Source organism: Shinella sp. S4-D37 (assembly GCF_040812195.1).
In the GTDB taxonomy this organism is placed as follows: Bacteria; Pseudomonadota; Alphaproteobacteria; order Rhizobiales; family Rhizobiaceae; genus Shinella.
The window spans coordinates 3301464-3326338 of sequence record NZ_JBFNXL010000005.1; the positions used below are offsets into that span (position 1 = coordinate 3301464).

General features: G+C 66.2%; 22 protein-coding genes and 1 tRNA gene. 8 read left to right on the plus strand and 15 right to left on the minus strand.

Going from position 1 to position 24875, the window contains the following annotated elements; translation table 11 throughout:
• From phoB to phoR, 7 genes are all read right to left on the minus strand, one after another.
• On the minus strand, nt 1-684 hold the full coding sequence (gene phoB, locus AB3G45_RS23685) for a phosphate regulon transcriptional regulator PhoB (protein ID WP_244767332.1): 684 nt from the start codon (nt 682-684) through the stop codon (nt 1-3).
• Between the two features lie 20 nt (nt 685-704).
• The gene (phoU, locus tag AB3G45_RS23690) at nt 705-1433 is read right to left on the minus strand and encodes a phosphate signaling complex protein PhoU (protein ID WP_367832869.1); all 729 of its coding nucleotides are present in this window, start codon (nt 1431-1433) and stop codon (nt 705-707) included.
• A 42-nt stretch (nt 1434-1475) separates the two neighbouring features.
• On the minus strand, nt 1476-2291 hold the full coding sequence (gene pstB / locus AB3G45_RS23695; protein WP_367832870.1) for a phosphate ABC transporter ATP-binding protein PstB: 816 nt from the start codon (nt 2289-2291) through the stop codon (nt 1476-1478).
• A 13-nt stretch (nt 2292-2304) separates the two neighbouring features.
• On the minus strand, nt 2305-3633 hold the full coding sequence (gene pstA / locus AB3G45_RS23700; RefSeq protein WP_367832871.1) for a phosphate ABC transporter permease PstA: 1329 nt from the start codon (nt 3631-3633) through the stop codon (nt 2305-2307).
• A complete protein-coding gene (pstC, locus tag AB3G45_RS23705; protein ID WP_367832872.1) occupies nt 3630-5114 on the minus strand; it encodes a phosphate ABC transporter permease subunit PstC in 1485 nt (494 codons plus the stop codon). The genes pstA and pstC overlap by 4 nt, the downstream gene beginning before the upstream one ends.
• A gap of 168 nt (nt 5115-5282) precedes the next feature.
• Nucleotides 5283-6317 (minus strand): substrate-binding domain-containing protein, encoded by a 1035-nt coding sequence (locus AB3G45_RS23710; RefSeq protein ID WP_367832873.1) that lies wholly within the window; start codon nt 6315-6317, stop codon nt 5283-5285.
• 186 nt (nt 6318-6503) lie between these two features.
• The gene (gene phoR, locus AB3G45_RS23715; protein WP_367832874.1) at nt 6504-7799 is read right to left on the minus strand and encodes a phosphate regulon sensor histidine kinase PhoR; all 1296 of its coding nucleotides are present in this window, start codon (nt 7797-7799) and stop codon (nt 6504-6506) included.
• Between the two features lie 145 nt (nt 7800-7944).
• Here phoR and ppk2 point away from each other — a divergent pair, with 145 nt between their 5' ends.
• Nucleotides 7945-8826: a polyphosphate kinase 2 gene (ppk2, locus tag AB3G45_RS23720; protein WP_367832875.1), complete on the plus strand. Its 882-nt coding sequence runs from the start codon at nt 7945-7947 to the stop codon at nt 8824-8826.
• 12 nt (nt 8827-8838) lie between these two features.
• Here the strand turns inward: ppk2 and AB3G45_RS23725 are convergent, their stop codons facing one another.
• Entirely contained in the window at nt 8839-9948 is a 1110-nt protein-coding gene (locus tag AB3G45_RS23725; protein WP_367832876.1) for a biotin transporter BioY, read from the minus strand.
• Nucleotides 9949-10266: 318 nt separating this feature from the next.
• Between AB3G45_RS23725 and AB3G45_RS23730 the strand changes: the two genes are divergently transcribed.
• Together AB3G45_RS23730 and AB3G45_RS23735 are read left to right on the plus strand one after the other, a co-directional pair.
• On the plus strand, nt 10267-11229 hold the full coding sequence (locus AB3G45_RS23730) for an NAD(P)H-dependent flavin oxidoreductase (RefSeq protein WP_367832877.1): 963 nt from the start codon (nt 10267-10269) through the stop codon (nt 11227-11229).
• Nucleotides 11230-11353: 124 nt separating this feature from the next.
• Nucleotides 11354-11429, plus strand: a tRNA-Thr gene (locus tag AB3G45_RS23735).
• A gap of 29 nt (nt 11430-11458) precedes the next feature.
• On the opposite strand, the gene AB3G45_RS23740 is transcribed toward AB3G45_RS23735, so the two are convergent.
• Together AB3G45_RS23740 and AB3G45_RS23745 are read right to left on the minus strand one after the other, a co-directional pair.
• Nucleotides 11459-12628 carry a DUF3095 domain-containing protein gene (locus AB3G45_RS23740; RefSeq protein WP_367832878.1) on the minus strand — a complete coding sequence of 390 codons (1170 nt, stop codon included), beginning with the start codon at nt 12626-12628 and terminating at the stop codon, nt 11459-11461.
• Between the two features lie 67 nt (nt 12629-12695).
• Nucleotides 12696-13841 (minus strand): AI-2E family transporter, encoded by a 1146-nt coding sequence (locus AB3G45_RS23745; RefSeq protein ID WP_367832879.1) that lies wholly within the window; start codon nt 13839-13841, stop codon nt 12696-12698.
• A 342-nt stretch (nt 13842-14183) separates the two neighbouring features.
• Between AB3G45_RS23745 and AB3G45_RS23750 the strand changes: the two genes are divergently transcribed.
• The gene (locus tag AB3G45_RS23750) at nt 14184-15899 is read left to right on the plus strand and encodes a long-chain-fatty-acid--CoA ligase (protein ID WP_367832880.1); all 1716 of its coding nucleotides are present in this window, start codon (nt 14184-14186) and stop codon (nt 15897-15899) included.
• A gap of 99 nt (nt 15900-15998) precedes the next feature.
• Nucleotides 15999-17624: a glucose-6-phosphate isomerase gene (pgi, locus tag AB3G45_RS23755; RefSeq protein WP_367832881.1), complete on the plus strand. Its 1626-nt coding sequence runs from the start codon at nt 15999-16001 to the stop codon at nt 17622-17624.
• Here pgi and AB3G45_RS23760 read toward each other — a convergent pair.
• The 4 genes from AB3G45_RS23760 to AB3G45_RS23775 form a co-directional block, all read right to left on the minus strand.
• On the minus strand, nt 17621-18712 hold the full coding sequence (locus AB3G45_RS23760; protein WP_367832882.1) for a glycosyltransferase family 4 protein: 1092 nt from the start codon (nt 18710-18712) through the stop codon (nt 17621-17623). The two genes, pgi and AB3G45_RS23760, sit on opposite strands and share 4 nt — an antisense overlap.
• A gap of 39 nt (nt 18713-18751) precedes the next feature.
• Nucleotides 18752-19678: a carbohydrate kinase gene (locus AB3G45_RS23765; RefSeq protein WP_367832883.1), complete on the minus strand. Its 927-nt coding sequence runs from the start codon at nt 19676-19678 to the stop codon at nt 18752-18754.
• 63 nt (nt 19679-19741) lie between these two features.
• Nucleotides 19742-20440 carry an orotate phosphoribosyltransferase gene (locus AB3G45_RS23770; protein ID WP_367832884.1) on the minus strand — a complete coding sequence of 233 codons (699 nt, stop codon included), beginning with the start codon at nt 20438-20440 and terminating at the stop codon, nt 19742-19744.
• Between the two features lie 146 nt (nt 20441-20586).
• Nucleotides 20587-21030, minus strand: a complete 444-nt coding sequence (locus tag AB3G45_RS23775; protein WP_367832885.1) for a DoxX family protein — start codon at nt 21028-21030, stop codon at nt 20587-20589.
• Nucleotides 21031-21222: 192 nt separating this feature from the next.
• On the opposite strand from AB3G45_RS23775, the gene AB3G45_RS23780 reads away from it, so the two are divergent.
• The 3 genes from AB3G45_RS23780 (at nt 21223) to AB3G45_RS23790 (ending at nt 24108) form a co-directional block, all read left to right on the plus strand.
• On the plus strand, nt 21223-21411 hold the full coding sequence (locus tag AB3G45_RS23780; RefSeq protein ID WP_367832886.1) for a hypothetical protein: 189 nt from the start codon (nt 21223-21225) through the stop codon (nt 21409-21411).
• 126 nt (nt 21412-21537) lie between these two features.
• Nucleotides 21538-22242, plus strand: coding sequence for a Crp/Fnr family transcriptional regulator (locus tag AB3G45_RS23785; RefSeq protein ID WP_367832887.1), 705 nt, complete (start codon nt 21538-21540; stop codon nt 22240-22242).
• Nucleotides 22243-22263: 21 nt separating this feature from the next.
• Entirely contained in the window at nt 22264-24108 is a 1845-nt protein-coding gene (locus AB3G45_RS23790; RefSeq protein ID WP_367832888.1) for a CHASE2 domain-containing protein, read from the plus strand.
• A gap of 13 nt (nt 24109-24121) precedes the next feature.
• On the opposite strand, the gene AB3G45_RS23795 is transcribed toward AB3G45_RS23790, so the two are convergent.
• On the minus strand, nt 24122-24760 hold the full coding sequence (locus AB3G45_RS23795) for a FecR domain-containing protein (RefSeq protein WP_367832889.1): 639 nt from the start codon (nt 24758-24760) through the stop codon (nt 24122-24124).
• Between the last annotated feature and the right edge of the window lie 115 nt (nt 24761-24875).

Sequence of the window (24875 nt, forward strand, 5' to 3'; positions counted from 1 at the left end):
TCAGGCTTCCAGCGAATAACCGGCGCCGCGGACCGTACGGATGACGTCCTGCATGTTGGCGAAGTTGAGCGCCTTGCGCAGGCGCCCGACATGCACGTCGACGGTGCGCTCGTCGACATAGATGTCGTGCCCCCAGACGCCGTCGAGAAGCTGCGAGCGCGAGAAGACGCGGCCAGGCGAAGTCATCAGGAACTCCAGCAGGCGGAACTCCGTCGGACCGAGGCGGACCTCGCGGGTGCGGCGATGGACCCGATGGGTCTCGCGGTCGAGTTCGATATCGCCGCAGCGCAGCACGGTCGAAACCACCTCGGGCTTGGCCCGGCGCAGCATCGCCCTGACGCGGGCGACGAGTTCCGGCGTCGAGAAGGGCTTTACGACATAGTCGTCCGCGCCGGTGGCAAGGCCGCGCACCCGCTCGCTCTCCTCGCCGCGCGCCGTCAGCATGATGATCGGCAGGCGCTCGGTTTCCGGGCGCTGGCGCAGGCGCCGGCACAGTTCGATGCCGGAGACGCCCGGAAGCATCCAGTCGAGGATGAGGAGGTCCGGCATGCGCTCCTGCAGGCGCATCTCGGCCTCGTCACCGGAGAGGATCGTATCGACCTCGAAACCTTCCGCTTCCAGATTGTAGCGGAGGAGGACGCTAAGCGCCTCCTCGTCTTCCACGACGGCAATTCTGGGCACCATGAAGCTGAACCCTACTCTGTTTACTCGGACGCGTCGGCAACGCCGGCCGCGACAACGGAGGTCGAGGTGTCGTCCTTCGGACGCTCGCCCTCCGGCTGCGAGCCGGTCGCCATGTAGTAGATGGTTTCGGCGATGTTGGTCGCGTGGTCGCCGATACGCTCGATGTTCTTGGCGCAGAACAGGAGATGCGTGCAGGGCGTGATGTTACGCGGGTCTTCCATCATATAGGTCAGGAGTTCGCGGAACAGCGAGGTGTAGATCGCGTCGATCTCATCGTCACGCTCGCGGATGGCTTTCGCCTTCTCGATCGAGCGGGTGGCGTAGACGTCGAGCACTTCCTTCAGCTGCATCAGCGCCAGTTCGGCAAGATGCTCCAGGCCGCGGGTGAGCTTGCGGGGCATGCCCGAGCTCTGCACGGCGATGACGCGCTTGGCGGTGTTCTTGCCGAGGTCGCCGACACGCTCCAGCTCGGCGGCGATGCGGATCGCGCCCATGATCTCGCGCAGGTCCGCGGCCATCGGCTGGCGCTTGGCGATGGTGACGATCGCCTTGTCGTTGATCTGGCGTTCGGCCGTGTCGAGGATGACGTCCTCGGAGATGACCTTCTGGGCCAGCGCCGCATCCGTCGTGACGAGGGCGCGGACGGAATCGGCGACCATCTGCTCGGCGGTGCCGCCCATTTCGGAGATGCGGCGGGAGAGGTACTTCAGTTCTTCGTCGTAGATGGAGACGATATGGGTCGATGACATGGCTTTGTCCTTGATGCGCTCGGGTTCAGGTAAGACGGGGCGTCAGCCGAAGCGGCCCATGATGTAGTCCTGCGTGCGCTGGTCGTCCGGGTTGGTGAACATCTTGTCGGTGTCGTTCTCCTCCACGAGGTTGCCGAGGTGGAACATGGCGGTGCGCTGCGAAACGCGGGCCGCCTGCTGCATCGAGTGCGTCACGATGACGATGGTGAAGTTGGCGCGCAGCTCGTGGATCAGCTCCTCGACCTTGGCGGTGGCGATCGGGTCGAGCGCCGAGCAGGGCTCGTCCATCAGGATGACTTCCGGGCTGACCGCCACGGCGCGGGCGATGCACAGGCGCTGCTGCTGGCCGCCGGAAAGGCCGGTGCCGCCTTCCTGCAGGCGGTCCTTCACCTCGTTCCACAGACCCGCCTTCTGCAGGCTCTGCTCGACGATGGCGTCCATCTCGGCCTTGGTCTTGGCAAGGCCGTGGATGCGCGGGCCGTAGGCGACGTTCTCGTAGATCGACTTGGGGAACGGGTTCGGCTTCTGGAAGACCATGCCGACACGGGCGCGCAGCTCCACGACGTCGATCGCCGGATCGTAGATATCGTCCGTGTCGAGCGTGATGCGGCCGGTGACGCGGCAGCCGTCGATCGTGTCGTTCATGCGGTTCAGCGTGCGCAGGAACGTCGACTTGCCGCAGCCGGACGGGCCGATGAGCGCCGTCACGGTGTTTTCACGGACGTTCAGGTTGACGTCGTAGAGGGCGCGCTTGTCGCCGTAGTAGACCGACACGTCCTTGCCGATCATCTTGTAGGAAATGTCGTTCATTTTCTTGTCCAGCGCTTTCTCGACTGCTGCTTCTGACATCATGTTCATAGGATCGATCCTTCTACCAGCGCCGTTCGAAACGGCGGCGCAACAGGATGGCGCCGACATTCATGAGGATGAGGAAGATGAGGAGCACGATGATGGCTCCGGAGGTGCGCTCCACGAAGGCGCGCTCGGCCTCGTTCGCCCACATGTAGATCTGCACCGGCAGGGCCGTTGCCGGGTCCATCGGCGTTGCCGGCATGTCGGCGACGAAGGCGACCATGCCGATGAGGAGCAGCGGCGCGGTTTCGCCCAACGCATGCGCAAGACCGATGATCGTGCCCGTCAGGATGCCCGGCATGGCGAGCGGCAGGACATGGTGGAACACCGTCTGCATCTTCGATGCGCCAAGGCCGAGAGCGGCCGAGCGGATCGACGGCGGCACGGCGTTCAGTGCGGCGCGGGTCGCGATGATGATCGTCGGCAACGTCATGAGGGTCAGCACCAGGCCGCCGACGAGGGCCGCCGAGCGCGGGAAGCCCGCGAAGTTGACGAAGACGGCGAGGCCGAGGAGACCGTAGACGATGGACGGCACGGCAGCGAGGTTGTTGATGTTCACCTCGATGAGGTCCGTGAAGCGGTTCTTCGGGGCGAATTCCTCCAGGTAGATCGAGGCGGCAACGCCGATCGGCAGCGAGAGCACGAGCACGATCAGCATCATGTAGAGCGAGCCGATGGCCGCGACGCCCACGCCGGCGGCTTCCGGACGGCTCGACGCGCCGTTCGTGAAGAGACCGGTGTTGAAATGCTTGGCGAGCGCGCCGCTTTCGACGAGCGTGTTCATCCAGCCGACCTGGGTGTCGGAGATCTTGCGGTTGGTCTCCGGCACGGTGAGGTCGATCTGGCCCTTGAAGGCGGAATCGAGGTCGCCGTGCGCGAGGAAGGTGACGGAGCGCGTCGTGCCGATGATCGACGGATCGGCGGTGACGAGGTCGCGGAACTGCACGCGGACGCTGTCCGAGATCATGCCGTTGACCGCCTTCAGGCCGGCGCGGTCGTCTTCGGCAACGCCGAGAACCTTGGCAAGCGCATTGCGGGCCACGACCGGATAGTTGGCGGAGACCAGCTTCTGCGGATTGGTGGCGCGTTCGTTGTTCTTGTCGATGACCTGTTCGGAGAACTCGACCGGAATGGTGATCATCGACTGCTGAAACGCGGTATAGCCCTTGGAGAAGACCGAGAACAGCAGGAGGAACAGGAAGAGGAGGCCGAAACCGATGGCGGCCATGCCATAGAGGCGGAAGCGGCGTTCGGCTGCGTAGCGGCGGCCGAGGCCGATATCGCGGCGTTCCGGCTTGGCGGCGACGCCGAGGGCGGCCATCGAGGGGCTCGTGGTGACCTGGCTCATTCGTACTGCTCCCGGTATTTGCGCACGATGTAGAGGGCGTAGATGTTGAGGCAAAGCGTGATGACGAAGAGCGTGATGCCGAGCGCGAAGGCCACCAGCGTCTGGGGCGAGGTGAACTCGAGGTCGCCCGTCAGCTGGTTGACGATCTTGACCGTCACCGTCGTCATCGGTTCGAAGGGATTGAGCTGCATGCGGGCGGCGACGCCGGCCGCCAGCACCACGATCATGGTTTCGCCGACGGCGCGGGACGCCGTCATCAGCAGCGCGCCGACGATGCCCGGCAGGGCCGCCGGCAGGATGACGCGCTTGATCGTCTCCGAACGGGTGGCGCCGAGGCCGAGCGAACCGTCACGCAGCGCCCGCGGCACGGCGGTGATGATGTCGTCCGACAGCGAGGAGACGTAGGGGATCAGCATGATGCCCATGACGAAGCCGGCGGTCAGGACGCTCTGCGCCTGGATGAAGCTGGAATAATTGCCGGTGACGAGGCCACTCAGCTGGGCGGAGATGTCGCGCAGGAACGGGCCGACCGTCACCAGGGCGAAGAAGCCATAGACGATGGTCGGGATGCCGGCGAGCACTTCGAGCAGCGGCTTTGCGACCGAGCGGACGTGGCGCGAGGCATATTCCGACATGTAGATGGCGGCGAAGAGGCCGACCGGCACGGCGACCAGCATGGCGACGAAGCCGATATAGAGCGTGCCGGCGAGCAGCGGGATCAGGCCGAACTGGCCGGACGAATCCGTCGCGCCGGCGGCGGCGAAGCGCGGGTCCCAGGTCGTGCCGAAGAAGAACTCCCAGGCCGGGACCATGTTGAAGAAGCTGATCGCTTCCGTCGCCATCGAGGCGACGATGCCGATGGTGGTGAGGATGGCGATGGACGAGGCGACGATGAGGCCGACCAGCATGACGCCTTCGACACGATTGCGGGCGCGGAACTTCGGCACGATCGACCGATAGGCGAAGACACCGCCGGCAAGCGCGGCGACCACGGCGAGGATCGACACGAACATGTTGCTCGCCGTCGTCCTGCGGTTGAGGTCTTCGGCGGCCGTCAGCATGTAGGGCGTCGGGGCGGCGGCGAGCGGCACGCCCTTGCTGCCCAGCACCTCACGGGCGGCGGCGCCATCCTTGAACAGCGCGTCGCGCTCTTCCGCCGAGAGCAGCTTGAAGCCGCGCGCGATGGCGCCGATCATGTTGTAGTTGAGGTTCTGCGTCGCCTGCGGCTCGGCCTTCACCTCGTCGGGAAAGCCCCCGCGGACCGCCGAGCTGATATAGATCGGGCTTGCGGTGATCCAGACCAGCACGATCGCGATGGCCGGCAGCACCGACCAGATGGCGACGAAGGAACCGTAATAGCCCGGCCGGGAATGAAGACTGGAAAGCTTGCCGCCGGCAAGCGCGTTGGCGCGCCAGCTCCCGGCTAGATAGCCCGCCACGCCGATGACGGCGACGACAAGCAGTAGAAGGGAAATACTCATTGAGAAAATTCTCCCGGCGAGATCATCCGCCCTGAGCGTGCCGAGTGCCCGCTCCGACCGTTCGACAAGGCGCCCCATTCCCGGTCGAAGAACATGACGTGGGCGAAACAGCCCAAAGGGAGCGGCCGGCACGGCATTCCTGCGGAATGCCGTGCCGGCCGACGTTCATTACATGATCTTGCCGTCGACGAAGGTCTTGCGGATCTCTTCGCGCTCGGCATCGGGAGCCGCGACGAGGCCGTATTCGGCCAGCGGGCTGTCGGGGCCGATCATGTCGTCGCTCGTGAAGAACTCGACATATTCCTTCAGGCCCGGGATGACGCCGAGATGCGCCTTCTTGACGTAGAAGAACAGCGGGCGGGAAACCGGGTATTCGCCGGAAGCGATCGTCTCGGTCGAGGGAACGATGCCGTTGACGGTTGCAACCTTCAGCTTGTCGGCGTTGTTTTCATAGAAGGAAAGGCCGAACACGCCGATACCGGACTTGTTGGCGGCGATGCGGGCCAGCGTCTCGGTGTAGTCACCGTCGATGTCGACGGCCAGGCCGTCCTTGCGAACGGCTACGCACTTGGAAAACTGCTCCTTCTCGTCGGCGACGGCAGCCTTGATGACGTCCTGGGCGCCCGAGTCCTTGCAGCCGTGAGCGAGGATCTTCTCTTCGAAGACTTCGCGCGTGCCGTGCTTTTCGCCCGGGATATAGGCGGCGATCTCGACGTCCGGCAGGTCCTTGTTGACTTCCGACCACTTCTTGTAGGGGTTGGCGACGAGCTTGCCGTCTACGACGACTTCGGCGGCGAGCGCCTGGTAGAGGTCCTTCGGCTCGAGCTTCAGGTCCGCATTGCCGGCGTCGGTCGCGAACACGATGCCGTCATAGCCGATCTTGACTTCCTGGATCTCGGTCACGCCGGCAGCCTTGCAGGCTTCCACTTCGCTGTCCTTGATCGGGCGCGAGGAGTTGGCGATGTCGATGGTGTTCGGGCCGATGCCCTTGCAGAATTCCTTCAGGCCGCCCGAGGAGCCGCCGGATTCGACGATCGGGGTCTTGAAGTCGGGGAAGGTCTCGCCGAACGTCTCGGCGACGATCTTGGCGTAGGGAAGAACGGTGGAGGAGCCGGCGATCTGGACCTGGTCGCGCGCAACGGCAACGCCCGCGAATGCGGCGGAGGCAACAAGCGCCGCAACAGTAAGCTTAAGAGATTTCATCTGGGTTCTCCCGAAGAGGACATGTGGGGTGCGCTGTTTCGCGCTGTCTGCCGTTGACCGGCGGCCCTTCTCTAAACCCCGATCGCCCTCTCTTTTATGTCAGTTTGACGAAACATTTGTGACACGACAAGCAATTGGAATTGCTTGTCTATTTTTAACATCGCGACGGACGCGCCGCCTTTCGTGTCAGAATTTGACGGTAAAGACCGTGCCCTTGCCCATCTCGGACTTCACCACGAGGCGCGCCCGGTGGCGGGTGAGGATGTGCTTGACGATGGCCAGCCCCAGGCCTGTGCCCTTCTTGGACCGGCTCGCTTCCACGTTGACCCGGTAGAAACGCTCGGTGATGCGCGGCACATGTTCCGGCGGAATGCCCGGGCCGTAGTCGGTGACGGAGAGCTCGACGGGGGCGTCTCCGCCGCCGGAGAGCATCACGTCCACGCGCTTGCCCTCCTGGCCGTATTTGCAGGCGTTCTCGATGAGGTTTTCGAGGACCTCGACCAACTCGTCCCGCTCGCCGGGAACGGTGACTGGGTGCCTGGGCACGTCGAGCACGATGTCCACGCCGAGATCGGCGGCGAGCGGCTGCAGGCTGTCGCGCACATGGCCGAGCAGCGGCACGAGATCGACGGTCTGGTCCGGCGTGAGATTGGAGCGCAGTTCGAGGCGGGAGAGAGAGAGCAGGTCGTCGACGAGGCGGCTCATGCGGGTCGCCTGCTCGTGCATGATGGCGAGGAAGCGCTCGTGCGCCTTCACATCGTTCCTGGCCGGCCCCTGCAGGGTTTCGATGAAGCCGCGCAGCGAGGCGAGCGGCGTGCGCAGCTCATGGCTGGCATTGGCGACGAAATCGGAGCGCATGCGATCGATGCGGCGCGCCTGGGACACGTCGCGGAAGGTCAGCAGCCAGAAGGGTTCGCTCGTCTTTTCCGCAAGCGGGGCGATGCGCACGACATAGACGGTCTCCGAGGGCAGGCGCTCGGCGTGCTCCGTCTCGCGCGGCTGGCCGCTGGCGATCGCATCGCGCACCATGTCGAGGATGCCGGGCGCGCGGATGCGGCCGGCAAGGTCGCTGCCCCCCGGGATGGCGCCGAAGATCGCCTCGGCCGCACGGTTCTGCAGCTTGATCGTCTCTAGGCCGGAAATGAGGAGGGCGGGCGCATCGAGCGCGCCCAGGACCGCGGCGATGGCGGACAGGTCGTCGGCGGGCGGGGGGGCGGGCTGGATATCCGGCACAGGAACGGCGGCCGACGCCATGGTCCTGCCGCCGGACTCGGCCATGCGCCGCTCCGTGCGCAGGAGGCCGGCGATGACGAGCAGCAGGACGGCGAAGGACACCCAGCCGAGATGCAGGCCCGCCAGCCACATCATGAAGCCGACGAAGACCGCCGAGGCGATCAGCACCCGCTCGCCCCACAGTTGCGCCGCCAGCCAGCCGAGACCCGTCCGCTGATCCGTCACCGCCACCCATTCCCTCGCAAGCATCCTGTCCTCCGCGACCTCCATCGATTCTCAATGGATAGCGCGGCTTCATGACATGTTTTTCACGGCACGCTTGAATTCGCAATCCGGTTGTGGCCACCTTCCGCACGGCGGCAGGCGCCGCGCCCTGATTTTGAAGGAGTGGACGATGGCGGAAAATGCCGAAAGCCGGGCCGTGGAACTGGATATCGACGGCAAGACACGGGTCTTCGATGTCGACGACCCGAAGCTTCCCGACTGGATCGACAAGAAGGCCTTCGGCTCCGACGACTACCCTTATGAGAAGAAGCTCGACGACGACGAATACGACGACACGCTCGAAGAACTCCAGATCGAGCTGGTCAAGGTGCAGTTCTGGCAGCAGAAGACCGGCAAGCGCATCATGGCGGTCTTCGAGGGCCGGGATGCCGCCGGCAAGGGCGGCGCGATCCACGCCACCATGTCCAACATGAACCCGCGCTCTGCCCGCATCGTCGCACTGACCAAGCCGACCGAAACCGAGCGCGGCCAATGGTATTTCCAGCGCTATGTCGCGACCTTCCCCACCGCGGGCGAGTTCGTGCTGTTCGACCGCTCCTGGTACAACCGCGCCGGCGTCGAGCCGGTCATGGGCTTCTGCACGCCCGAGCAATACGACAAATTCCTCAAGGCGACGCCTCGCTTCGAGAAGATGATCGTCTCGGAGGGTATCCAGCTCTTCAAGTTCTGGCTCAATATCGGCCGGGAAATGCAGCTCAAGCGCTTCCACGACCGGCGGCACGACCCGCTCAAGATCTGGAAGCTCTCGCCGATGGATATCGCCGCGCTGAAGAAATGGGACGACTATACCGAGAAGCGCGACCGCATGCTGGAGGAGACCCACACGGACCAGGCACCCTGGACCGTGGTGCGCGGCAACGACAAGCGCCGCGCCCGCCTCAACCTCATCCGCCACATCCTTACAACGCTCGACTACGAGGGCAAGGACGAGAAGGCGATCGGCGAGATCGATAGGAAGATCGTCGGCGCGGGGCCCGGCTTCGTCAAATAGGCAGCGGCCGGCTCACTCGCCCGGCAGGATGCGGACGGCATAGAGGTTCACGCTCGCATCCCCGCCGGTGATGTCGCTGTTGAGCAGGAGATGGCCCGGCTCGCTCGGCGAGAGCGAGCCGCCGAACTCCACCTGGAACAGGATGTCGGTGCGCGCCGACACCGTGAAGCGATGGCGCCCGCAGCCGCCCATCGACCCGAAATCGCATTCGACGGTCACCTGCACCGGCTTGTCGCCGACCGCCTGCAGCGCCATGGAGATCGTCGAGGTCTTGCCGCCCATTTCGCCGAGGACCTCGGGCGACACCGCGATCTCGACTGCGCCGTCGCGCTCGGGATTGCTGGAGGTGACGCGCACTGCCGGGCCCTCGTTGGTGCTCACCGCCTCGAAGCGCCCGGCCGGTCCCGCCGAGAGCTTCGCCGTGTCGGCCGGCGCGAAGACGGCCCGCCAGTCGGCGGTGAAGCGGCTCTGCGTGTCGAGCGCACGCTTGATCGGGTCCTCGCCGGAAAAATCCTCGCCCGAAACCGTCGCGGACGGCGTGGACCTGCCCGCCCCATTCCGCAACTCCTCAAGGAGGCCGCTCGTCCGCACCCACCAGGCCAGCGCCCCGCAGGCGGCGATCAGCGTGGCGACCACCAGAAGGAAGGAGAACAGCCGGCCGCGGCGCCTGCGCGGCTTGGCGGCCCGCTCTGGCCGGAAATCCGCGGGTTGCGCGGCGCCCGCCGCCGGCTTGCCGCCCTTGCCGAAACCGTCGGCGCGCTCGGGCCTTATGGCGCCGATATCGCCGGTCGCCGGCCGTTCGGCCTCCACGTGCCGCTCCGTCTCGACACGCGGCTCGGCGTCGAGCGCCGGCTCGGCCCGCGCCTCGACGGCCGGGTCCACCCGAACCTCGCGGCTTTGGGGGACGACATGCCCGGCGCGCTCTTCCGCCTCGATCTGGTGAATGGTCGCTTCCAGCCGATGGCGCTGGGCGGCGATCGTCTCGGGATCGCTGATTTCCTGCTTGCGCAGGCCCGCCTCGAGCGCGTTGCGCGCCGACTGGTAGATGCGCGCCCGAACCTCGGCATTGGCGCGTTCGGAGCGCGCCAGCGCGTTTCTGATTGCCGTTTCCAGTCCGCTCACATCCGACCCTTCTGCGGGAACCGCCAACACGCGGCGAAGATACACCTGTGGAAAGAGCCCTACTTTCCGGCTTTCGTTAGCTTTTGCGTAACGTTTGCCGGGAATTTGCGCAAGCCTCCCTGCCGAAACTGCCTGTCCTTCGCCGGGGAAAAGCGAGGGCGGCACGGGATGCCGGCGGCCCACGCCCGCCTCGCGCGCATGCCCGCCTTCGCCGGGCCGGCCGCCGCAGGCAAGGTTCGGCCGCGCCCCTTTTCAGAGCGGCATACCCCTGCTATGGTTTTGACGTTTCCGTAAACGTCAAGATACAGGAACCTCGCCATGGCCCTGCCCGCGATCCTCAAGCACAAGCTTCGCCTGCCCGTCGTCGGCGCGCCGCTCTTCATCGTCTCGCATCCGGCGCTGACCCTTGCACAATGCAAGGCCGGTGTCATCGGCGCCTTTCCCGCGCTGAATGCGCGCCCGCAATCGCAGCTCGACGAATGGCTGGCGGAAATCACCGAGGGCCTTTCCGCGCACGACGCACGGAACCCGGATCGCCCTGCCGCGCCCTTCGCCGTCAACCAGATCGTCCACCGCTCCAACACCCGGCTGGAGCAGGACCTGGCGATGTGCGTGAAATACCGGGTGCCGGTGGTCATCTCCTCGCTCGGCGCGGTGCCGGAGGTGAACGCTGCGATCCACTCCTATGGCGGCATCGTGCTGCATGACGTGATCAACAACCGCCACGCCCAATCGGCGATCCGCAAGGGCGCGGACGGGCTGATCGCGGTGGCCGCCGGGGCGGGCGGCCATGCCGGCACGCTCTCGCCCTTCGCGCTGGTGCAGGAGATCCGCGAATGGTTCGACGGGCCGCTCCTGCTTTCCGGCGCGATCGCGACGGGCGGCGCCATCCTCGCGGCCGAGGCGATGGGCGCCGACATGGCCTATATCGGCTCGCCCTTCATCGCGACGCACGAGGCGCGCGCCGGCGATGCCTACAAGCAGGCGATCGTCGACGGCACGAGCGCCGACATCGTCTATTCCAACTTCTTCACCGGCATCCACGGCAACTATCTGAAGCCCTCGATCGCCGCCGCCGGCCTCGACCCCGACCGCCTGCCGGAGGCCGACCCCTCCAAGATGGATTTCGAAAAGGCGGAAACCGGGGCGAAGGCCTGGAAGGACATCTGGGGCTGCGGCCAGGGAATCGGCGCGGTGAAGGCGATCGCCCCCGTCGAAGACCTCGTCACGCGGCTGGAATGCGAATACCGCGCGGCCAGAGCCCGCCTCCTCCCCGCCTGACCCTTTATTTCGCAGCCTTGCGCGGGAAAAATGCGGAAGTTGAAACTCCCCGCTTGAAATCTCTTCCCATTGCGGTTATCAGCGCACCCATTCCGGCCCCGATACGCATCGGGACCCGGCAAGGGCCGCTTTAGCTCAGTCGGTAGAGCACATCATTCGTAATGATGGGGTCAGGTGTTCGAGTCACCTAAGCGGCACCATTCTTCTCCAAAATCCATGAACCACCGTTTCAGGGCGCGCCAGACGCGCTCGACATCTGCTTCTTCAGGCGGGTGGCGGCCATGGCGTAGCCGCCGGCGGCGCCGTCGATGAAGTGCATGTGGTTGCGCCGCAGCGCCGTCGGCACGATGCAGGTCATCAGCGCCGAATCCTGCCGGTGAAGGCCGAAATGGCAGATACCGGCGCTTGCGGCCTGCTCCAGCCGGGCCTCGATCTGCCGAGACCGTGTCGGGTCCATGTCGACGGTCATCTTCAGGCCATCGTCGAACTTGCGGAAATCCGTGTTCCGGGCGACGTCCTGCCGGTATATTTTCGGGTCGAAACGGCCGAGGGTCAGGCCGAGACGGTAGAGACCGGAGGTCAGGACGTGCTGGCCCAGGATGACGAACCAATGCCTGAGGCGCCGTCCCTTGGCTGCCGCCTTCGTCTCCACCGACAGGCCGGCGCCCGACAGGCCGAGCTGCGGCCCTTCCGACGCGATGGGATGCCCCTCCCGCTCCTCGCCGCCGGCCAGCGCGATGATCTCGAGGACGAGGTCCTCGAAAGCGTCCGTATTGCCCCGCCCTGCGGGGAGCGCGATGATCGAGACGATGTCGCCATGGCGGGAGCGGATCGGGTTCCATCGGCAGGAGAGGCCCGTCAGGTCGGGATGGGCGTCCGGCAATGCCGGCGGCACGGCAAAGCGACCTTCCTTCATGCGCGCCTCGGCCCAGCTCGATCCGCCGCCGGCGAACATCGCATAGGACACATCGGGGGTGACCTGGAACCGCGCGACGCGGACCTCCAGCCCGGCGGCGATGACCTCGGCAACGGGGACGAGTGCGACGCGCAGCGTCAGCCCGAGCTCCCTGCCGACCCAGCCCTGCACCGCCGAAAGGGCATCGCGCACCCTTTCCGCACCGGACGGCGGCACGGCGACAATGGCGCCGTCACCGCCGAAGACGAAGGGAAGGTCGGTGTTGCCGAGCGCGTTCAGCACGGCCGAGATGACGCTGGCGCCGGCCATGTTGACGGCCTTGTAGCGGCCCGTCTCGATCGCCCCGGAGGAATCGACGATATCCGCGGTCGCCAGCGCCCAGTCGGCCGGCAGCGCATGGTAGTTGTGGCCGTCCGCGACGCCGGCGAAATCGACGAAGACGGGAAGCGTGCTGAAGAATGTCTCGCCGGAAAGCGTGTTCATGCCGCAAGGCTACCATATCGGCGCGGGACAGCGCGAGGAAAGATGAGCCCGCACGACCCCTTTCCGGTCAGCCGGCATGGCGCTCCGGGTCGACCCTCTGGGCGGCCTCGGACGACGGATCGAGGATGATCGTCGAGGGCGGCTCGGTGGCGTCGACCTCGCGGATCCATTCCCGCCAGATGGCGACGAGCAACGCCATGAGGACGGGGCCGATGAAGAGGCCGAGGAAGCCCATGGTCTTCACGCCGCCGATGAGGCCGAAGAAGGTGGGCAGGAACGGCAGCTTGATCGGGCCGCCGACGAGGCGCGGACGCAGCGTCTTGTCGACGATGAAGAGCTCGACCGACCCCCAGGTGAGGAGCGCGAGGCCCGCGACCGGCGAGCCGCTGGAGACGAGATAGATCGAGACCAGCGTGAAGGAGAGCGGCGCGCCGCCGGGGAAGAGCGCCATGATGCCGGTCAAAACGCCGAGCGTGACCGCCGAGGGCACGCCGGCGACCCAATAGGCGATGCCGAGCACGATGCCCTCGCCGATGGCGATCAGCGTCATGCCCGTTACGGTAGAGCTGATCGTCGCCGGCACGATGCGGGAAATGCGCTCCCAGCGCATCGGCAGGATGCGCTCGCCGAGCCGGTCCACCTGGCCGGCGAAGGACTGGCCGTCGCGGTAGATGAAGAAGAGGGCGATCAGCATGAACAGCATGGCGAGCAGCAGGCCGAAGGCCTTGCCGCCGGCGGCCAGCGCCACCCGGTAGATATTGCCGATATTGGCGCCGCTGACGATCTGCGTCAGCTCGCCGATCGCGCCGGGATGGTCGAGGAAGCGCGTCCACTGCATGTCGAGCCAGCCGCCGACGACGGGCAGCGCGCCGATCCAGTCCGGCGTCGGCGCGCCGGTCGTGTTCGTCTCGACGGCCCAGCCGATCCAGTCGCGAATCTCGTGGAAGGCATAGGTCGAGGCGATCATGATCGGCCCGATGATGAAGGCGAGGATCATCAGGATGGCGATGGAGGCGGCGAGCGTGCGGTTGCCGTTCACCTGGGCGAGCAGGCGCGAATAGAGCGGCCAGCTCGCAAAGGCGATGACCAGCGCGGCGAGCACCGGCACGACGAAGCCGTGGAAGAAATAGATGCCGGCGAAGACGATGAGCACGAGGAGCCAGCGCGCCGCCGAAATCGGCGAGATGAGCGCCGCGCTGCTCGCGCGCGCCACGCCGAGAAACCGGGGCTCACTTCTGCGGTGGTCCTGATGCAGCAAACGCGTCCACTCCCATGAGGCCCATGCGGGGGCCGGGTAATCCAGATAATGTGTATCGCACGAATGTTAAACATATACGTGGTTTTTTCGGCGAAGGCGCGCTGAGACGCCGCAGGCGCGGCGGAACCATGAAAAGCGCCGGGGAACCGCCGAGTTATTAACGTTTACGTCAATGTAATATAGCAATCGGTCTTGATGGCGCCTTTCAAAAGCATCATCTTGTCCCTACGAATGGTTGGAGGACCGTTCGGCGCCGGCGGACGGGATGATACCCTGCGCACAACGAGGAGGAGACGCATGAGCGCCACGATCGAAGCCCCTTCCGCCCAGCCCTCCGGCCGGTTCTGGCTGGCCTCCTATCCGGAAGGCATGGCGGGGCAGATCGCACCGCTCGCCCACGCCTCGATCGGCGCACTCGTCGAAAGCTGCTGCGCGCAATATGCCGATCGCCCGGCCTTCACCAGCATGGGCAAGACGCTGACCTTCCGGGATTTCGAGGCAGCTTCGGCGAAGATCGCCGTCTGGCTTCAGGCGCGCGGGCTGGAGAAGGGCGACCGCGTCGCCGTGATGATGCCGAATGTCCTGCAGAACCCGGTCATCATCTTCGGCATCTTGCGCGCCGGCCTTGTCGTGGTGAACGTCAACCCGCTCTACACGCCGCGGGAACTAGAGCACCAGCTGAAGGATGCCGGCGCCAAGGCGCTGTTCGTGCTGGAAAATTTCGCGACCACCGTGGCGCAGGTCGTCACGCGCACGGCGGTCGAGCATGTCGTCGTCACCACGATGGGCGACATGCTGGGGCTGAAGGGGCTGATCGTCAACTTCGTCGTGCGCCGGGTGAAGAAGCTGGTGCCGGCCTGGTCGCTGCCCGGTCATGTGCCGTTCACCCGGGTGATGGCGGACGGCGCGCGTGGCCGCATCCGGCCGGTCGACATCGCGCCCGGCGATACCGCTTTCCTGCAATATACCGGCGGCACGACGGGCGTCTCCAAGGGCGCGACGCTGACCCATTCCAACCTGCTCTCCAACATGGAGCAGATCAAGCTGTGGATCGAGCCGACCTTCCGCCTCAGGAAGCGGCCGGAGCAGCTCGTCTTCGTCTGCGCGCTGCCGCTCTATCATATCTTCGCGCTGACGGTGAACGGGCTGATGGGCATCGCGCTCGGCGGCCACAACGTGCTGATCGCCAATCCCCGCGATATCCCGGCCTTCATCAAGGAACTGGCGAAGGTGCGCGTCCACATCTTCCCCGGCCTCAACACACTGTTCAACGCGCTGATGAACAATCCGGATTTCTCGAAGGCGGACCTTTCCGAGCTGATGCTGACGCTCGGCGGCGGCATGGCGGTGCAGCGGCCGGTGGCAGAGCGCTGGCAGGCGATGACGGGCTGCGCGATCACCGAGGGCTACGGCCTCTCGGAAACCTCGCCGGTGGCGACCGCCAACCGCTTCGACAGGCCGGAATTCACCGGCACGATCGGCCTGCCGCTCCCCTCGACCGATATCGAGATCCGCGACGACGACGGCAGGACGCTGGGGCTGGGGGAGGTCGGCGAGATCTGCATCCGCGGCCCGCAGGTCATGGCCGGCTACTGGCAGCGGCCGGACGAGACGGCGAAGGCAATGACGCCGGACGGTTTCTTCCGTTCCGGCGACATCGGCTTCATGACGCCGGAAGGCTTCACCAAGATCGTCGACCGCAAGAAGGACATGATCCTCGTCTCCGGCTTCAACGTCTTCCCCAACGAGGTTGAGGAGGTGGCCATGTCGCTCGCCGGCATCCTGGAATGCGCCGCCGTCGGCGTGCCGGACGGCCATTCCGGCGAGGCCGTGAAGCTCTTCGTCGTCAAGAGGGATCCGGCGCTGACGGAGGCCGACGTGAAGGCCCATTGCGCGGCGAACCTCACCAACTACAAGCGGCCGAAATTCATCGAATTCCGCACGGAACTGCCGAAATCCAATGTCGGCAAGATATTGCGCAAGGATCTGCGGGCCTGCGGGAACCCAAGTTAAACCGATTTAATTTTTTCGGCCAAGTCGCGTTTGCGGCCTTGATTTGGACATGCCAAAGCGACTAGCTAGCGGCATCGTCAAAAGCCAGGGACCACGCCGATGAACGCGCTTGTCGAAAAGCTGAAATCCATCGTCCGCGACACCAACGCCACAGACATCCGCGCCGCCTTCGCGGCCGACCCGCAGCGGTTCTCCCGCTACAGCCTCGCGCTTGGCGACTTCCTCTTCGACTATTCCAAATGCGCGGTGAACGAGGCCGTGCTGGACGGGCTGGAGGCGCTGGCGAAGGACGCCGGCGTCGAAAAGAAGCGCGACGCCATGTTCTCCGGCGAAATCATCAACATCACGGAAGAGCGCGCCGTGCTGCACACCGCGCTGCGCAACCGCGCCAATACGCCCGTCCTCGTCGACGGCAAGGACGTCATGCCCGACGTCAACGCCGTGCTCGACGCCATGGGCGCCTTCGCGGACGGCATCCGGACCGGTCAACTCACCGGCGCGACGGGCCGGAAGATCACCGACGTCGTCAATATCGGCATCGGCGGCTCCGACCTCGGCCCCGTCATGGCGACGCTGGCGCTCGCCCCCTTCCATGATGGCCCCAGGCTGCACTTCGTCTCCAATATCGACGGCGCGCATATCGCCGACACGCTGAAGCTGCTGGAGGCGGAGACGACGCTGTTCATCGTCGCCTCCAAGACCTTCACGACGATCGAGACCATGACCAACGCCGCCACGGCCCGCAGGTTCATCGCCGATGCGCTGGGCGAAAAGGCCGTCGGCCACCATTTCTGCGCGGTCTCCACCGCGCTCGACAAGGTCTCGGCCTTCGGCATCGGGGCGGAACGCGTCTTCGGCTTCTGGGACTGGGTCGGCGGGCGCTACTCGATCTGGTCGGCCATCGGCCTTCCGCTGATGATCGCCATCGGCAGGCAGAATTTTGCCGAATTCCTCGCCGGCGGCCATGCCATCGACAATCATTTCCGCGAGGCGCCGATCCGGGAAAACATCCCGATGCTGCTCGGCCTCATCGGCTACTACCACCGCAATGTGCTGAACTACGCCTCGCGGGCCATCCTGCCCTATGACCAGCGCCTGTCGCGCTTTCCGGCCTATCTCCAGCAGCTCGACATGGAATCGAACGGCAAGTCGGTGACGATGGATTCGACGCCCGTCGACGGCCAGACCGGCCCCGTCGTCTGGGGCGAGCCCGGCACCAACGGCCAGCACGCCTTCTACCAGCTCATCCACCAGGGCACGGCGATCATCCCGGCCGAATTCATGATCGCGGCGAACGGTCACGAGAAGGACCTGCGCCACCAGCACCAGCTCCTGATCGCCAATTGCCTCGCCCAGTCGGAAGCATTGATGAAGGGCCGCACGCTGGCGGAGGCCAGGGCGCAGCTGACTTCGAAGGGCATGGATGAGGCCAAGGCGGACAGGATCGCGCCGCACCGCGTCTTCGACGGCAACCGCCCGTCGATCACCATGGTGCACGACAGCCTGACGCCCTTCGCGCTCGGCCGGCTGATCGCCCTCTACGAACACCGCGTCTTCGTCGAGGGCGCCCTGTTCAACATCAATTCCTTCGACCAGTGGGGCGTGGAACTCGGCAAGGAACTGGCAACGGGCCTGCTGCCGGTCGTGGAAGGCAAGGAGAGCGCCGCCGGCCACGATTCCTCGACCGCCGGCCTCGTCGCCGCGCTTCTCAAAAAGGTAAACTAGGAACGCAAGCTGAGGCGGCGTGCCGCGAACGCATCGCGCGGCACGCGCGCAAGATTGCCGAGGAACTCGCGGGCGCAGGCGCGCCAGCTATAGGTCATGGCGCGGCCGCGGGCGACGTCCTTCGGGATATCGAGGGCGGCGAGCGCCGCCGCCCGGAGATCGTCCGAAAGCGCGCCGCCTTCGCCCAGAACGTCGCGCGGCGCGATGACCGGGAAGGCGGCGACGGGAACGCCGCTCGCCAACGCCTCCAGCATGACATTGCCGAACGTGTCGGTGCGGCTCGGGAAGACGAAGACGTCGGCCGAGGCGTAGATGGATGCCAGTTCCTCGCCGGTCTTGCGGCCGAGGAAATGCACGTCCGGGTAGCGCTGGCGCAGCGCTGGCAGGTCCGGCCCGTCGCCGACCACGACCTTGCTGCCCGGCAGGTCGAGGCTGAGGAAGGCGGGCAGGTTCTTCTCCACCGCCACGCGGCCGACATTGAGGAAGATCGGCCGCGGCAGGCCGAGATCGCGGCGCCTGGCCGGGTCGAACAGTTTCGTATCCACCCCGCGCGACCAGCGCTTGATGCGCACGAAGCCGCGGGCGGCCATTTCGGCGGCGAGCGACGTGGTCGCCACCATCATGCCGTCGCCGGCATTGTGGAAACGCCGCAGCCACCAGTAGCTGACGCTTTCGGGAATGGGCAGGCGCGCGCTGATGAATTCGGGAAAGCGCGTGTGATAGGCCGTGGTGAAGGGCAGCCGGCGCTCGAGGCAGGCCGCGCGCGCGGCCATGCCGAGCGGTCCCTCCGTGGCGATGTGGATATAATCGGGCGCGACCTTCTCGATCTCGGCGCGCACGCGGCGCCTGGAGGTGATCGCCAGCCGGATCTCCGGATAGGACGGCAGCGGCACGGTGGTGAATCCCTGCGGCGTCAGGAAGACGACGTCGATGCCCTCCTCGGCCATGGAGCGGGCAAGCTCCTCAAGCGTGTGCACGACACCGTTCAGTTGGGGTCGCCAGGCATCCGTGACGACGAGGATGACGGGACGCCGTCCGCTATCGGAACGGGCGAGGGCGATGGGATCCGGGGCGGTGTGGTCGAGCATGGCCTCTTTGACCATGCCGCGATGACAGGCGAATGAAGGCTAGAGGCCGATTTCCCTCGCCCAGGGCGGGTTCGCCCCGGCGCGCGAGACGGTGACGGCCGCCGCCTTGGCGCCGAGCGCCAGCACCTTGGCGATCTGGTCCTCGGAAAGGTTCGCCACCTGCTGCTTGGTCAGGAGGTTCTGCATCTTCAGCGCGGCGAGCACGCCGGCATCGAACGTATCCCCGGCGCCGACAGTATCGATCACCGTCACCCGCTCGCTCGGCACCATGACCTTCCGGTTCGCGGTATAGCCGACCGCGCCCTGCGCGCCGCGCGTCACGACCACGAGCTTTGCGCCCTGGTGCAGCCAGTGGCGGGCCAGCGCATCCTCGTCGCCCTCGAGCCCGAACCAGGCGAGGTCCTCGTCGGAGAACTTCACGATATCCGCCATGGCGGCCATCCGGCGGATGCGGCCCATATGGGCATCCTTGTCCTTGATGAAGCCGGGGCGGATATTGGGGTCGAGCGAGATGACCCGCTTTTCGTGCTCGCGCCGCAGCAGCGCCTCGTAGGTGGAACCGCAGGGCTCTGGGATGAGGCTGATGGCGCCGAAATGCAGGGCCTCGCAATCCTCGCCGAGCGCCGGAAGATCGGCCTCGGTGATCATGCGGCCGGCCGTGCCCTCGTCATAGAAGGCGTAGGTCGCGTGGCCGTCGACAAGCTTGACGAAGGCGACCGTCGTCGGGCGCGAGAGCGTCGCGCAATAGCTGTAGTCGACACCGCTCTCGGCGAGCGTCCTGCGCAGGATGTCGCCCATCATGTCGTCGGAAAGGCCGGTGAAGAAAGCCGCCGGCACGCCGAGCCGGCCGAGCGCGATCGCCGTGTTGAAGATCGCCCCGCCGGCATAGGGCGCATAGGCATCCTCGCCCAGCGTCGTCGTCCGCGGCAGCATGTCGATCAGCGCTTCACCACAACACAGGATCATATCGGCCCTCCCAAGAGATTTTCAATCGATTTAAACGATCCCGCTGAAAAGCGCCAGAGGCTTTTACGACGTCGGCAGTTCCGCAACGCCGCCATGGGCCGCCGACCAGGCGAGCGGCGCATCGAAGAACGCGGCGACGGAGGCGAGCGTCGCCTCGTCGAAGAGCTTTTCCGCCCGGGCGACCGCGAGCACGTCCCGCCAGGTGGCGATGTGGTGCAGCGTGACGCCGCCATTGGCATAGCGGGCCTCGGCCTCCTGGAAGATGCCGTAGTAGAACAGCGACATGCCGTGATCGACCACGCCGCCGGCGGCGCGGATCGCATCGATGAAGGTGAACATGGAGCCGCCGACCGTCACCAGGTCCTCGATGACGAGCACGCGCGCGCCTTCCGGCATCACGCCTTCGATCTGGGCGTTGCGGCCGTGGCCCTTCGGCTTCTTGCGGACATAGACCATCGGCAAAGCGAGGCGGTCGGCGAGAAGGGCCGCGAAGGGAATGCCGGCCGTCTCGCCGCCGGCGATCACGTCGAAACGCTCGAAGCCGGCCGCGCGGGTGATGGTCGCGGCGGCGAAATCCATGATCGCCGAGCGGATGCGCGGATAGGAAAGCAGCTTGCGGCAGTCCATATAGACCGGCGAGGCCATGCCGGAGGCGAGCTTGTAGGGCTCTTCCGGCCGGAAATGCACGGCCTTGATCTCCCACAGCATGCGGGCCATCAGCTCCGCCATCACGTCTCGGTCCGGAAAGGAATTGGAAAACATCGGCATCTCCCGCAAGGCTGTCTGCCCGTGCGCATAGCAGCAAGAGCCGCGGCTTTCCAGCGGCTCGGGGCTTTTCACCGGCACCGGACGGCAAAAAACCCTCCCCGGAGACCGGGAAGGGCTTCTGGAGGATCGGACTGTTCCGTTCAGGCGGCGACGGTCTTGCCGGCGCCGGAGCGGGCGTCGATCGAATAGGCGCCCGGGCCGAAGGCGGCGAGCACGAGGAAGCCGCCGGCGATCGTGATGTTCTTCCACATCATCAGGCCGTTGAAGACGGTGAGCAGGCCGTTCGCGCCGTCCGGGAAGCCTTCGATGGCGATCGTGCCGCTATGGAACACCAGAGCCGTAAACACACTGAAGACGGCGAGCAGATAGGCGGCGATGCGCGTCTGGAAGCCGACCAGCACGAAAAGGCCCGCGACGAGTTCGAGAAGGCCGGCGAGATAGGCGAGTGCGGTTGCGGCCGGCAGGCCGGCACCGGCAATCATGCCCGCGGTGCCCGAAGGATCGATCAGCTTGGGATAGCCGGCGGTGATGAACATGAGGGCGAGAAGAATGCGCCCGACGAGGACGACGACGTTCTGTTGCATTTGAAGCTCCTGAGGCTTGGCGTTTGCGTTGAGGAAGAGATATCAGCTTTCATTCGTCAAACTAGCCGGGCAGTCAGAGGACACGTCGTTCTCTTTTTGTGAACGATGCCTGTTCCCGGCGAAACAGAAGGGCGCGGCCCGCCATGCGACAAGGGGGTCGTCAGTCCCCGCCTTTCTCCTTCCGGAGCCCCCATGCGCCCCCACCTTATCGCCCTCGCCATCGCCGCCGCCTCTCTCGTCTCCACCGCGTCCGGCCATGCCGGTTCCTCCCATGGAGAAGGCTACTATGGACACTATCAGCAGACCTGCATCACCAAGCGCATTCGCTCGGAAGACCCGCATGGCAAGACCATCACCAAACGCGTGCGCATCTGCCAGTAACCGTACCCCCGGGGACCGGCCCGGAACTCTCCGTTCTTTTCTGTTGCAAGCGCCCATCGGCTGGGCGAAGATTTCGACAAGGCGGCGCGTTCCGTGTTGCGTCAGCGCGGTCGGGGGAATCCGGGTATGAGCGAGATCAACAAAAGCGCCGCGTTCTGGCGGTCCTTTCCGATTTTCGAAGGATTCAGCAAGGAAACGCTCGGCGAGATCGCCGGCATCGCCACCTATCGCAAGTGGTCGGCCGGCACCGTGATCTTCCAGCGCGGCGACGAGGGAACCTATCTCATCGTGCTCGTTACCGGCCGGATCAAGCTTTCGCTCATCACGCCGCAGGGCAAGGAACTGTCGCTGCGCCAGCTGGAACCGGGCTCGGTGCTCGGCGAGATGGCGATCCTCGACGGCCAGCCGCGCTCGGCGGACGCCACCGCCGTCGTCGCGACGGAAGGCTATATCATCTCCAAGCGCGACTTCCTGGAAATCCTCCTGCGCAACCCGACGGCGGCGCAGGCGATCATCCACTATCTCTGCACCAAGCTGCGCGAGACGACGGAGCAACTGGAGACGATCGCGCTCTACGATCTCGACGCCCGCGTCGCGCGCTTCTTTCTCGCCACGCTGCGCAACATCCATGGCGAGGAACTGCCGGAAAGCGCCAATCTCCAGCTTTCGCTCAGCCAGACGGAGATCGCCAGTATCGTCGGCGCCAGCCGGCCGAAGATCAACCGCTCGATCCTCGCGCTGCAGGAGGCCGGCGCCATCCGCCGCAACGACGGCATCATCCATTGCCATATCGGTCGGCTGCAAACCTTCGCCGAGCCGGATGACGACTGACGCTGCCGGGACCGGCCGGTCATGATCGCCAAGCGATACCGCCCCCTCCTCGCCGGCCTTGCCGCAAGCCTTGCCGGCGCGCTCACGCTGTTTTCGCTCGGCGAGACGGCGCTGGAGCGCCAGCGCGAATTCTACTTCGACGCGCTGACGCAGGGCGTTCCCGTTGCCGGAAGCGACCGGATCGTGGTTGTCGACATCGACCGCAAGGCGTTCCTCGCCGCGCCGAACCGGGACTGGACACGGGCCGAGACGGCAGCGCTGATCGACCGGCTCGCCGCCGCAAGGCCCACCGCCATCGCCTTCGACTTCATCTTCAGCACCGATTGCGCGCCGGAGGAGCCGGCGAATGCGGCGCTCGCCCGCGCCATCGCCAAGGCGCCGACGATCCTCGGCTTCCTGATCGGCGAGGCGTCCGACGGTGCGCCCCATCCCGTGCCGGCGCTCGCGCTGCAACGGCCGGTCGCCGTGCCCGACCTCTGGTTCATCGACGGAACGGAAAGCTCCTGCGCCTTCCTGCAGGACCACTCGGCGGCGGCCGCCGCGGCCTTCCTCGTCGGCGACGAGGATGCCGTGGTGCGGCGCGTGCAAGCCTATGCCATCGTCGGCAATGCCGCCTATCCGGCGCTCGGCGTGGAGGCGGCGCGGCTGGCGGCTGGCGCGCGCACGCCGGTGCTCGGCGGGGATCCGGCCTGGCTGCGCCACGACGCCCGCGTCCTGCGGCTCGACGAGGACGGCAGCATGCGCTTCGTGGCGAGCGACGCGAACGCGATCCGCGCGCGTACCGTCTCGGCAGGCGACGTGGTGGCCGGTGCGGTGCCGGCGGAAAGGATCGCCGGCAAGGTCGTCCTGATCGGCAGCAGCCTGCCCAATCTCGGCGGCCTCAGGACCAGCGCCTCCATGCCGCTCGAACCGTCCGTGCAGATCCATGCGGATATCGCCAACGCCATCCTCACCGACCATATCCCGATGCGCGACGTGGGGCTGCTGCCCGTCGAGGCGGGCTTCGCCTTCATCGCCGGCGCGGCGGCAGCCCTTGCGGCGGCGCGGCTGCGGCCGCTCTTTGCGGCGCTCTCGGGGCTTGCGCTCGTCGGCCTCGGCTTCGGCGCCTCGATGCTGCTCTATGCGCGCACGGCGCTGCTATCCGATGCGGTCGGCGTGGCGCTCATCGTGGCGACGGCGGCGCTCGTGACGGGCCTCCTGCAATTCGCCCATGTGCGCCGGGCCGAGGCGACCGCCCGGCAGCGCTTCTCGCAGTACCTGCCGCAATCGGTCGTCTCGCGCTACATCGACAATCCCGACCTCGGCCGCGTGGCCGGCGAGGAGCGGCAGGTGACGGCGCTCTTCACGGATATCGAGGGCTTTTCGACGCTGGCGCAGAAGATCGGCCCGCACGACCTCGTCAAGTTGCTCGACATCTACTTCACCGAGGTGAACGCGCTCGTTGCGCACCATGGCGGCATGGTCGACAAGGTGGTGGGCGATGCCGTGCATGCGCTCTTCAACGCGCCCGAAAATCTCGACCGGCATGTGGACAAGGCGCTCGCCTGCGCGGACGAGATCCGCGCGCTGACGGAGGAGATGCGCCGCCGGCCGCTCTTCCTCGAAAAGGAATTCGGCCGGACCCGCATCGGCGTCGAGACGGGGATGGCGGTGCTGGGCGAGGTCGGCGTGGGCGGCAAGCTCGACTATACCGCCCATGGCGACGCGGTGAACCTTGCCGCACGGCTGCAGGACGCCAACAAGTTCCTCGGAACGCAGATCTGCGTCGGCCCGCGCGCAGCCGAGGAAGCCAGCCGGCCGCTGCGCGCCATCGGCAAACACGAGATCCGCGGCTTCGGCACGATGGCGCTGTTCACGCTGGACTAGATGCCACAAGCGCTCAGCGGGCGCCGGCGCTCGCATAGGCCTCGCGGATGCGGGCCTCGCCCCACTGCGTGACCTCGCCCGGCGCGGCGCCCGGCGCAGCGATCTCCACGCCCTGGCCGGGGCCGACCTGTTTCGTGAAGCCGCCGCCGGAGACCTCGACGAAGCCGTGCTCGACGAAGACGGCGAAGGGACCGCGGCTGGGACCGGCGAAGAACTTCGTGCCGCGCACGCCGATCATGCCGAAGGCGGTGCGCACGGTGAGGTCGATCTTGGTAAGGCCTTCCGGCCGGTCGAAGATCATCTGCCCCGTGCCGAGCTCGATCGTGCCGCCCTGCCCGGCGATGAAGGTGTCGATCAGCAATTCCGTGTCGGCGCCGAGGAGGAGCGTCGTGTCCTCGCCGAGTTCCAGCGCGGCAAAACTCTCCCGGCCCGTCGTGACGAAATCATGGTCCATCAGGCTCGCGCCGGCCTTCAGCCCTTCCAGGAGGTTCGCCTGCTTGCGGCTGACTTCGCCGGTGATCTCCACCGCCTTGCCGATCACCGCGTTCGCCTGGGTGGCGCGGATGCCGATGCCGGTCAGAGCGAGCGCCCCTCCGGCCATGAAAAGCCGGCGGGTGAAACGGACCGGACGAAAAACGTTGAGCGTTCGCATTGACGTACCTTTCACGCGCGGCCGAACCCGGCGGAATGGAATTGACCCTGAGCATCCCTGCGCCCCTCGGCTGCAAGAACGCTCTCCTCTACTCTATACGCAATTTCCCGGGCAA

Excerpts from the sequence above, each read along its gene's own strand:
- phoB (WP_244767332.1), bottom strand. The coding sequence starts at position 684 with ATGGTGCCCAGAATTGCCGTCGTGGAAGACGAGGAGGCGCTTAGCGTC.
- phoU (WP_367832869.1), bottom strand. The coding sequence starts at position 1,433 with ATGTCATCGACCCATATCGTCTCCATCTACGACGAAGAACTGAAGTAC.
- pstB (WP_367832870.1), bottom strand. The coding sequence starts at position 2,291 with ATGAACATGATGTCAGAAGCAGCAGTCGAGAAAGCGCTGGACAAGAAA.
- pstA (WP_367832871.1), bottom strand. The coding sequence starts at position 3,633 with ATGAGCCAGGTCACCACGAGCCCCTCGATGGCCGCCCTCGGCGTCGCC.
- pstC (WP_367832872.1), bottom strand. The coding sequence starts at position 5,114 with ATGAGTATTTCCCTTCTACTGCTTGTCGTCGCCGTCATCGGCGTGGCG.
- AB3G45_RS23710 (WP_367832873.1), bottom strand. The coding sequence starts at position 6,317 with ATGAAATCTCTTAAGCTTACTGTTGCGGCGCTTGTTGCCTCCGCCGCA.
- phoR (WP_367832874.1), bottom strand. The coding sequence starts at position 7,799 with ATGCTTGCGAGGGAATGGGTGGCGGTGACGGATCAGCGGACGGGTCTC.
- ppk2 (WP_367832875.1), top strand. The coding sequence starts at position 7,945 with ATGGCGGAAAATGCCGAAAGCCGGGCCGTGGAACTGGATATCGACGGC.
- AB3G45_RS23730 (WP_367832877.1), top strand. The coding sequence starts at position 10,267 with ATGGCCCTGCCCGCGATCCTCAAGCACAAGCTTCGCCTGCCCGTCGTC.
- AB3G45_RS23740 (WP_367832878.1), bottom strand. The coding sequence starts at position 12,628 with ATGAACACGCTTTCCGGCGAGACATTCTTCAGCACGCTTCCCGTCTTC.
- AB3G45_RS23750 (WP_367832880.1), top strand. The coding sequence starts at position 14,184 with ATGAGCGCCACGATCGAAGCCCCTTCCGCCCAGCCCTCCGGCCGGTTC.
- pgi (WP_367832881.1), top strand. The coding sequence starts at position 15,999 with ATGAACGCGCTTGTCGAAAAGCTGAAATCCATCGTCCGCGACACCAAC.
- AB3G45_RS23760 (WP_367832882.1), bottom strand. The coding sequence starts at position 18,712 with ATGCTCGACCACACCGCCCCGGATCCCATCGCCCTCGCCCGTTCCGAT.
- AB3G45_RS23765 (WP_367832883.1), bottom strand. The coding sequence starts at position 19,678 with ATGATCCTGTGTTGTGGTGAAGCGCTGATCGACATGCTGCCGCGGACG.
- AB3G45_RS23770 (WP_367832884.1), bottom strand. The coding sequence starts at position 20,440 with ATGTTTTCCAATTCCTTTCCGGACCGAGACGTGATGGCGGAGCTGATG.
- AB3G45_RS23775 (WP_367832885.1), bottom strand. The coding sequence starts at position 21,030 with ATGCAACAGAACGTCGTCGTCCTCGTCGGGCGCATTCTTCTCGCCCTC.
- AB3G45_RS23780 (WP_367832886.1), top strand. The coding sequence starts at position 21,223 with ATGCGCCCCCACCTTATCGCCCTCGCCATCGCCGCCGCCTCTCTCGTC.
- AB3G45_RS23785 (WP_367832887.1), top strand. The coding sequence starts at position 21,538 with ATGAGCGAGATCAACAAAAGCGCCGCGTTCTGGCGGTCCTTTCCGATT.
- AB3G45_RS23790 (WP_367832888.1), top strand. The coding sequence starts at position 22,264 with ATGATCGCCAAGCGATACCGCCCCCTCCTCGCCGGCCTTGCCGCAAGC.
- AB3G45_RS23795 (WP_367832889.1), bottom strand. The coding sequence starts at position 24,760 with ATGCGAACGCTCAACGTTTTTCGTCCGGTCCGTTTCACCCGCCGGCTT.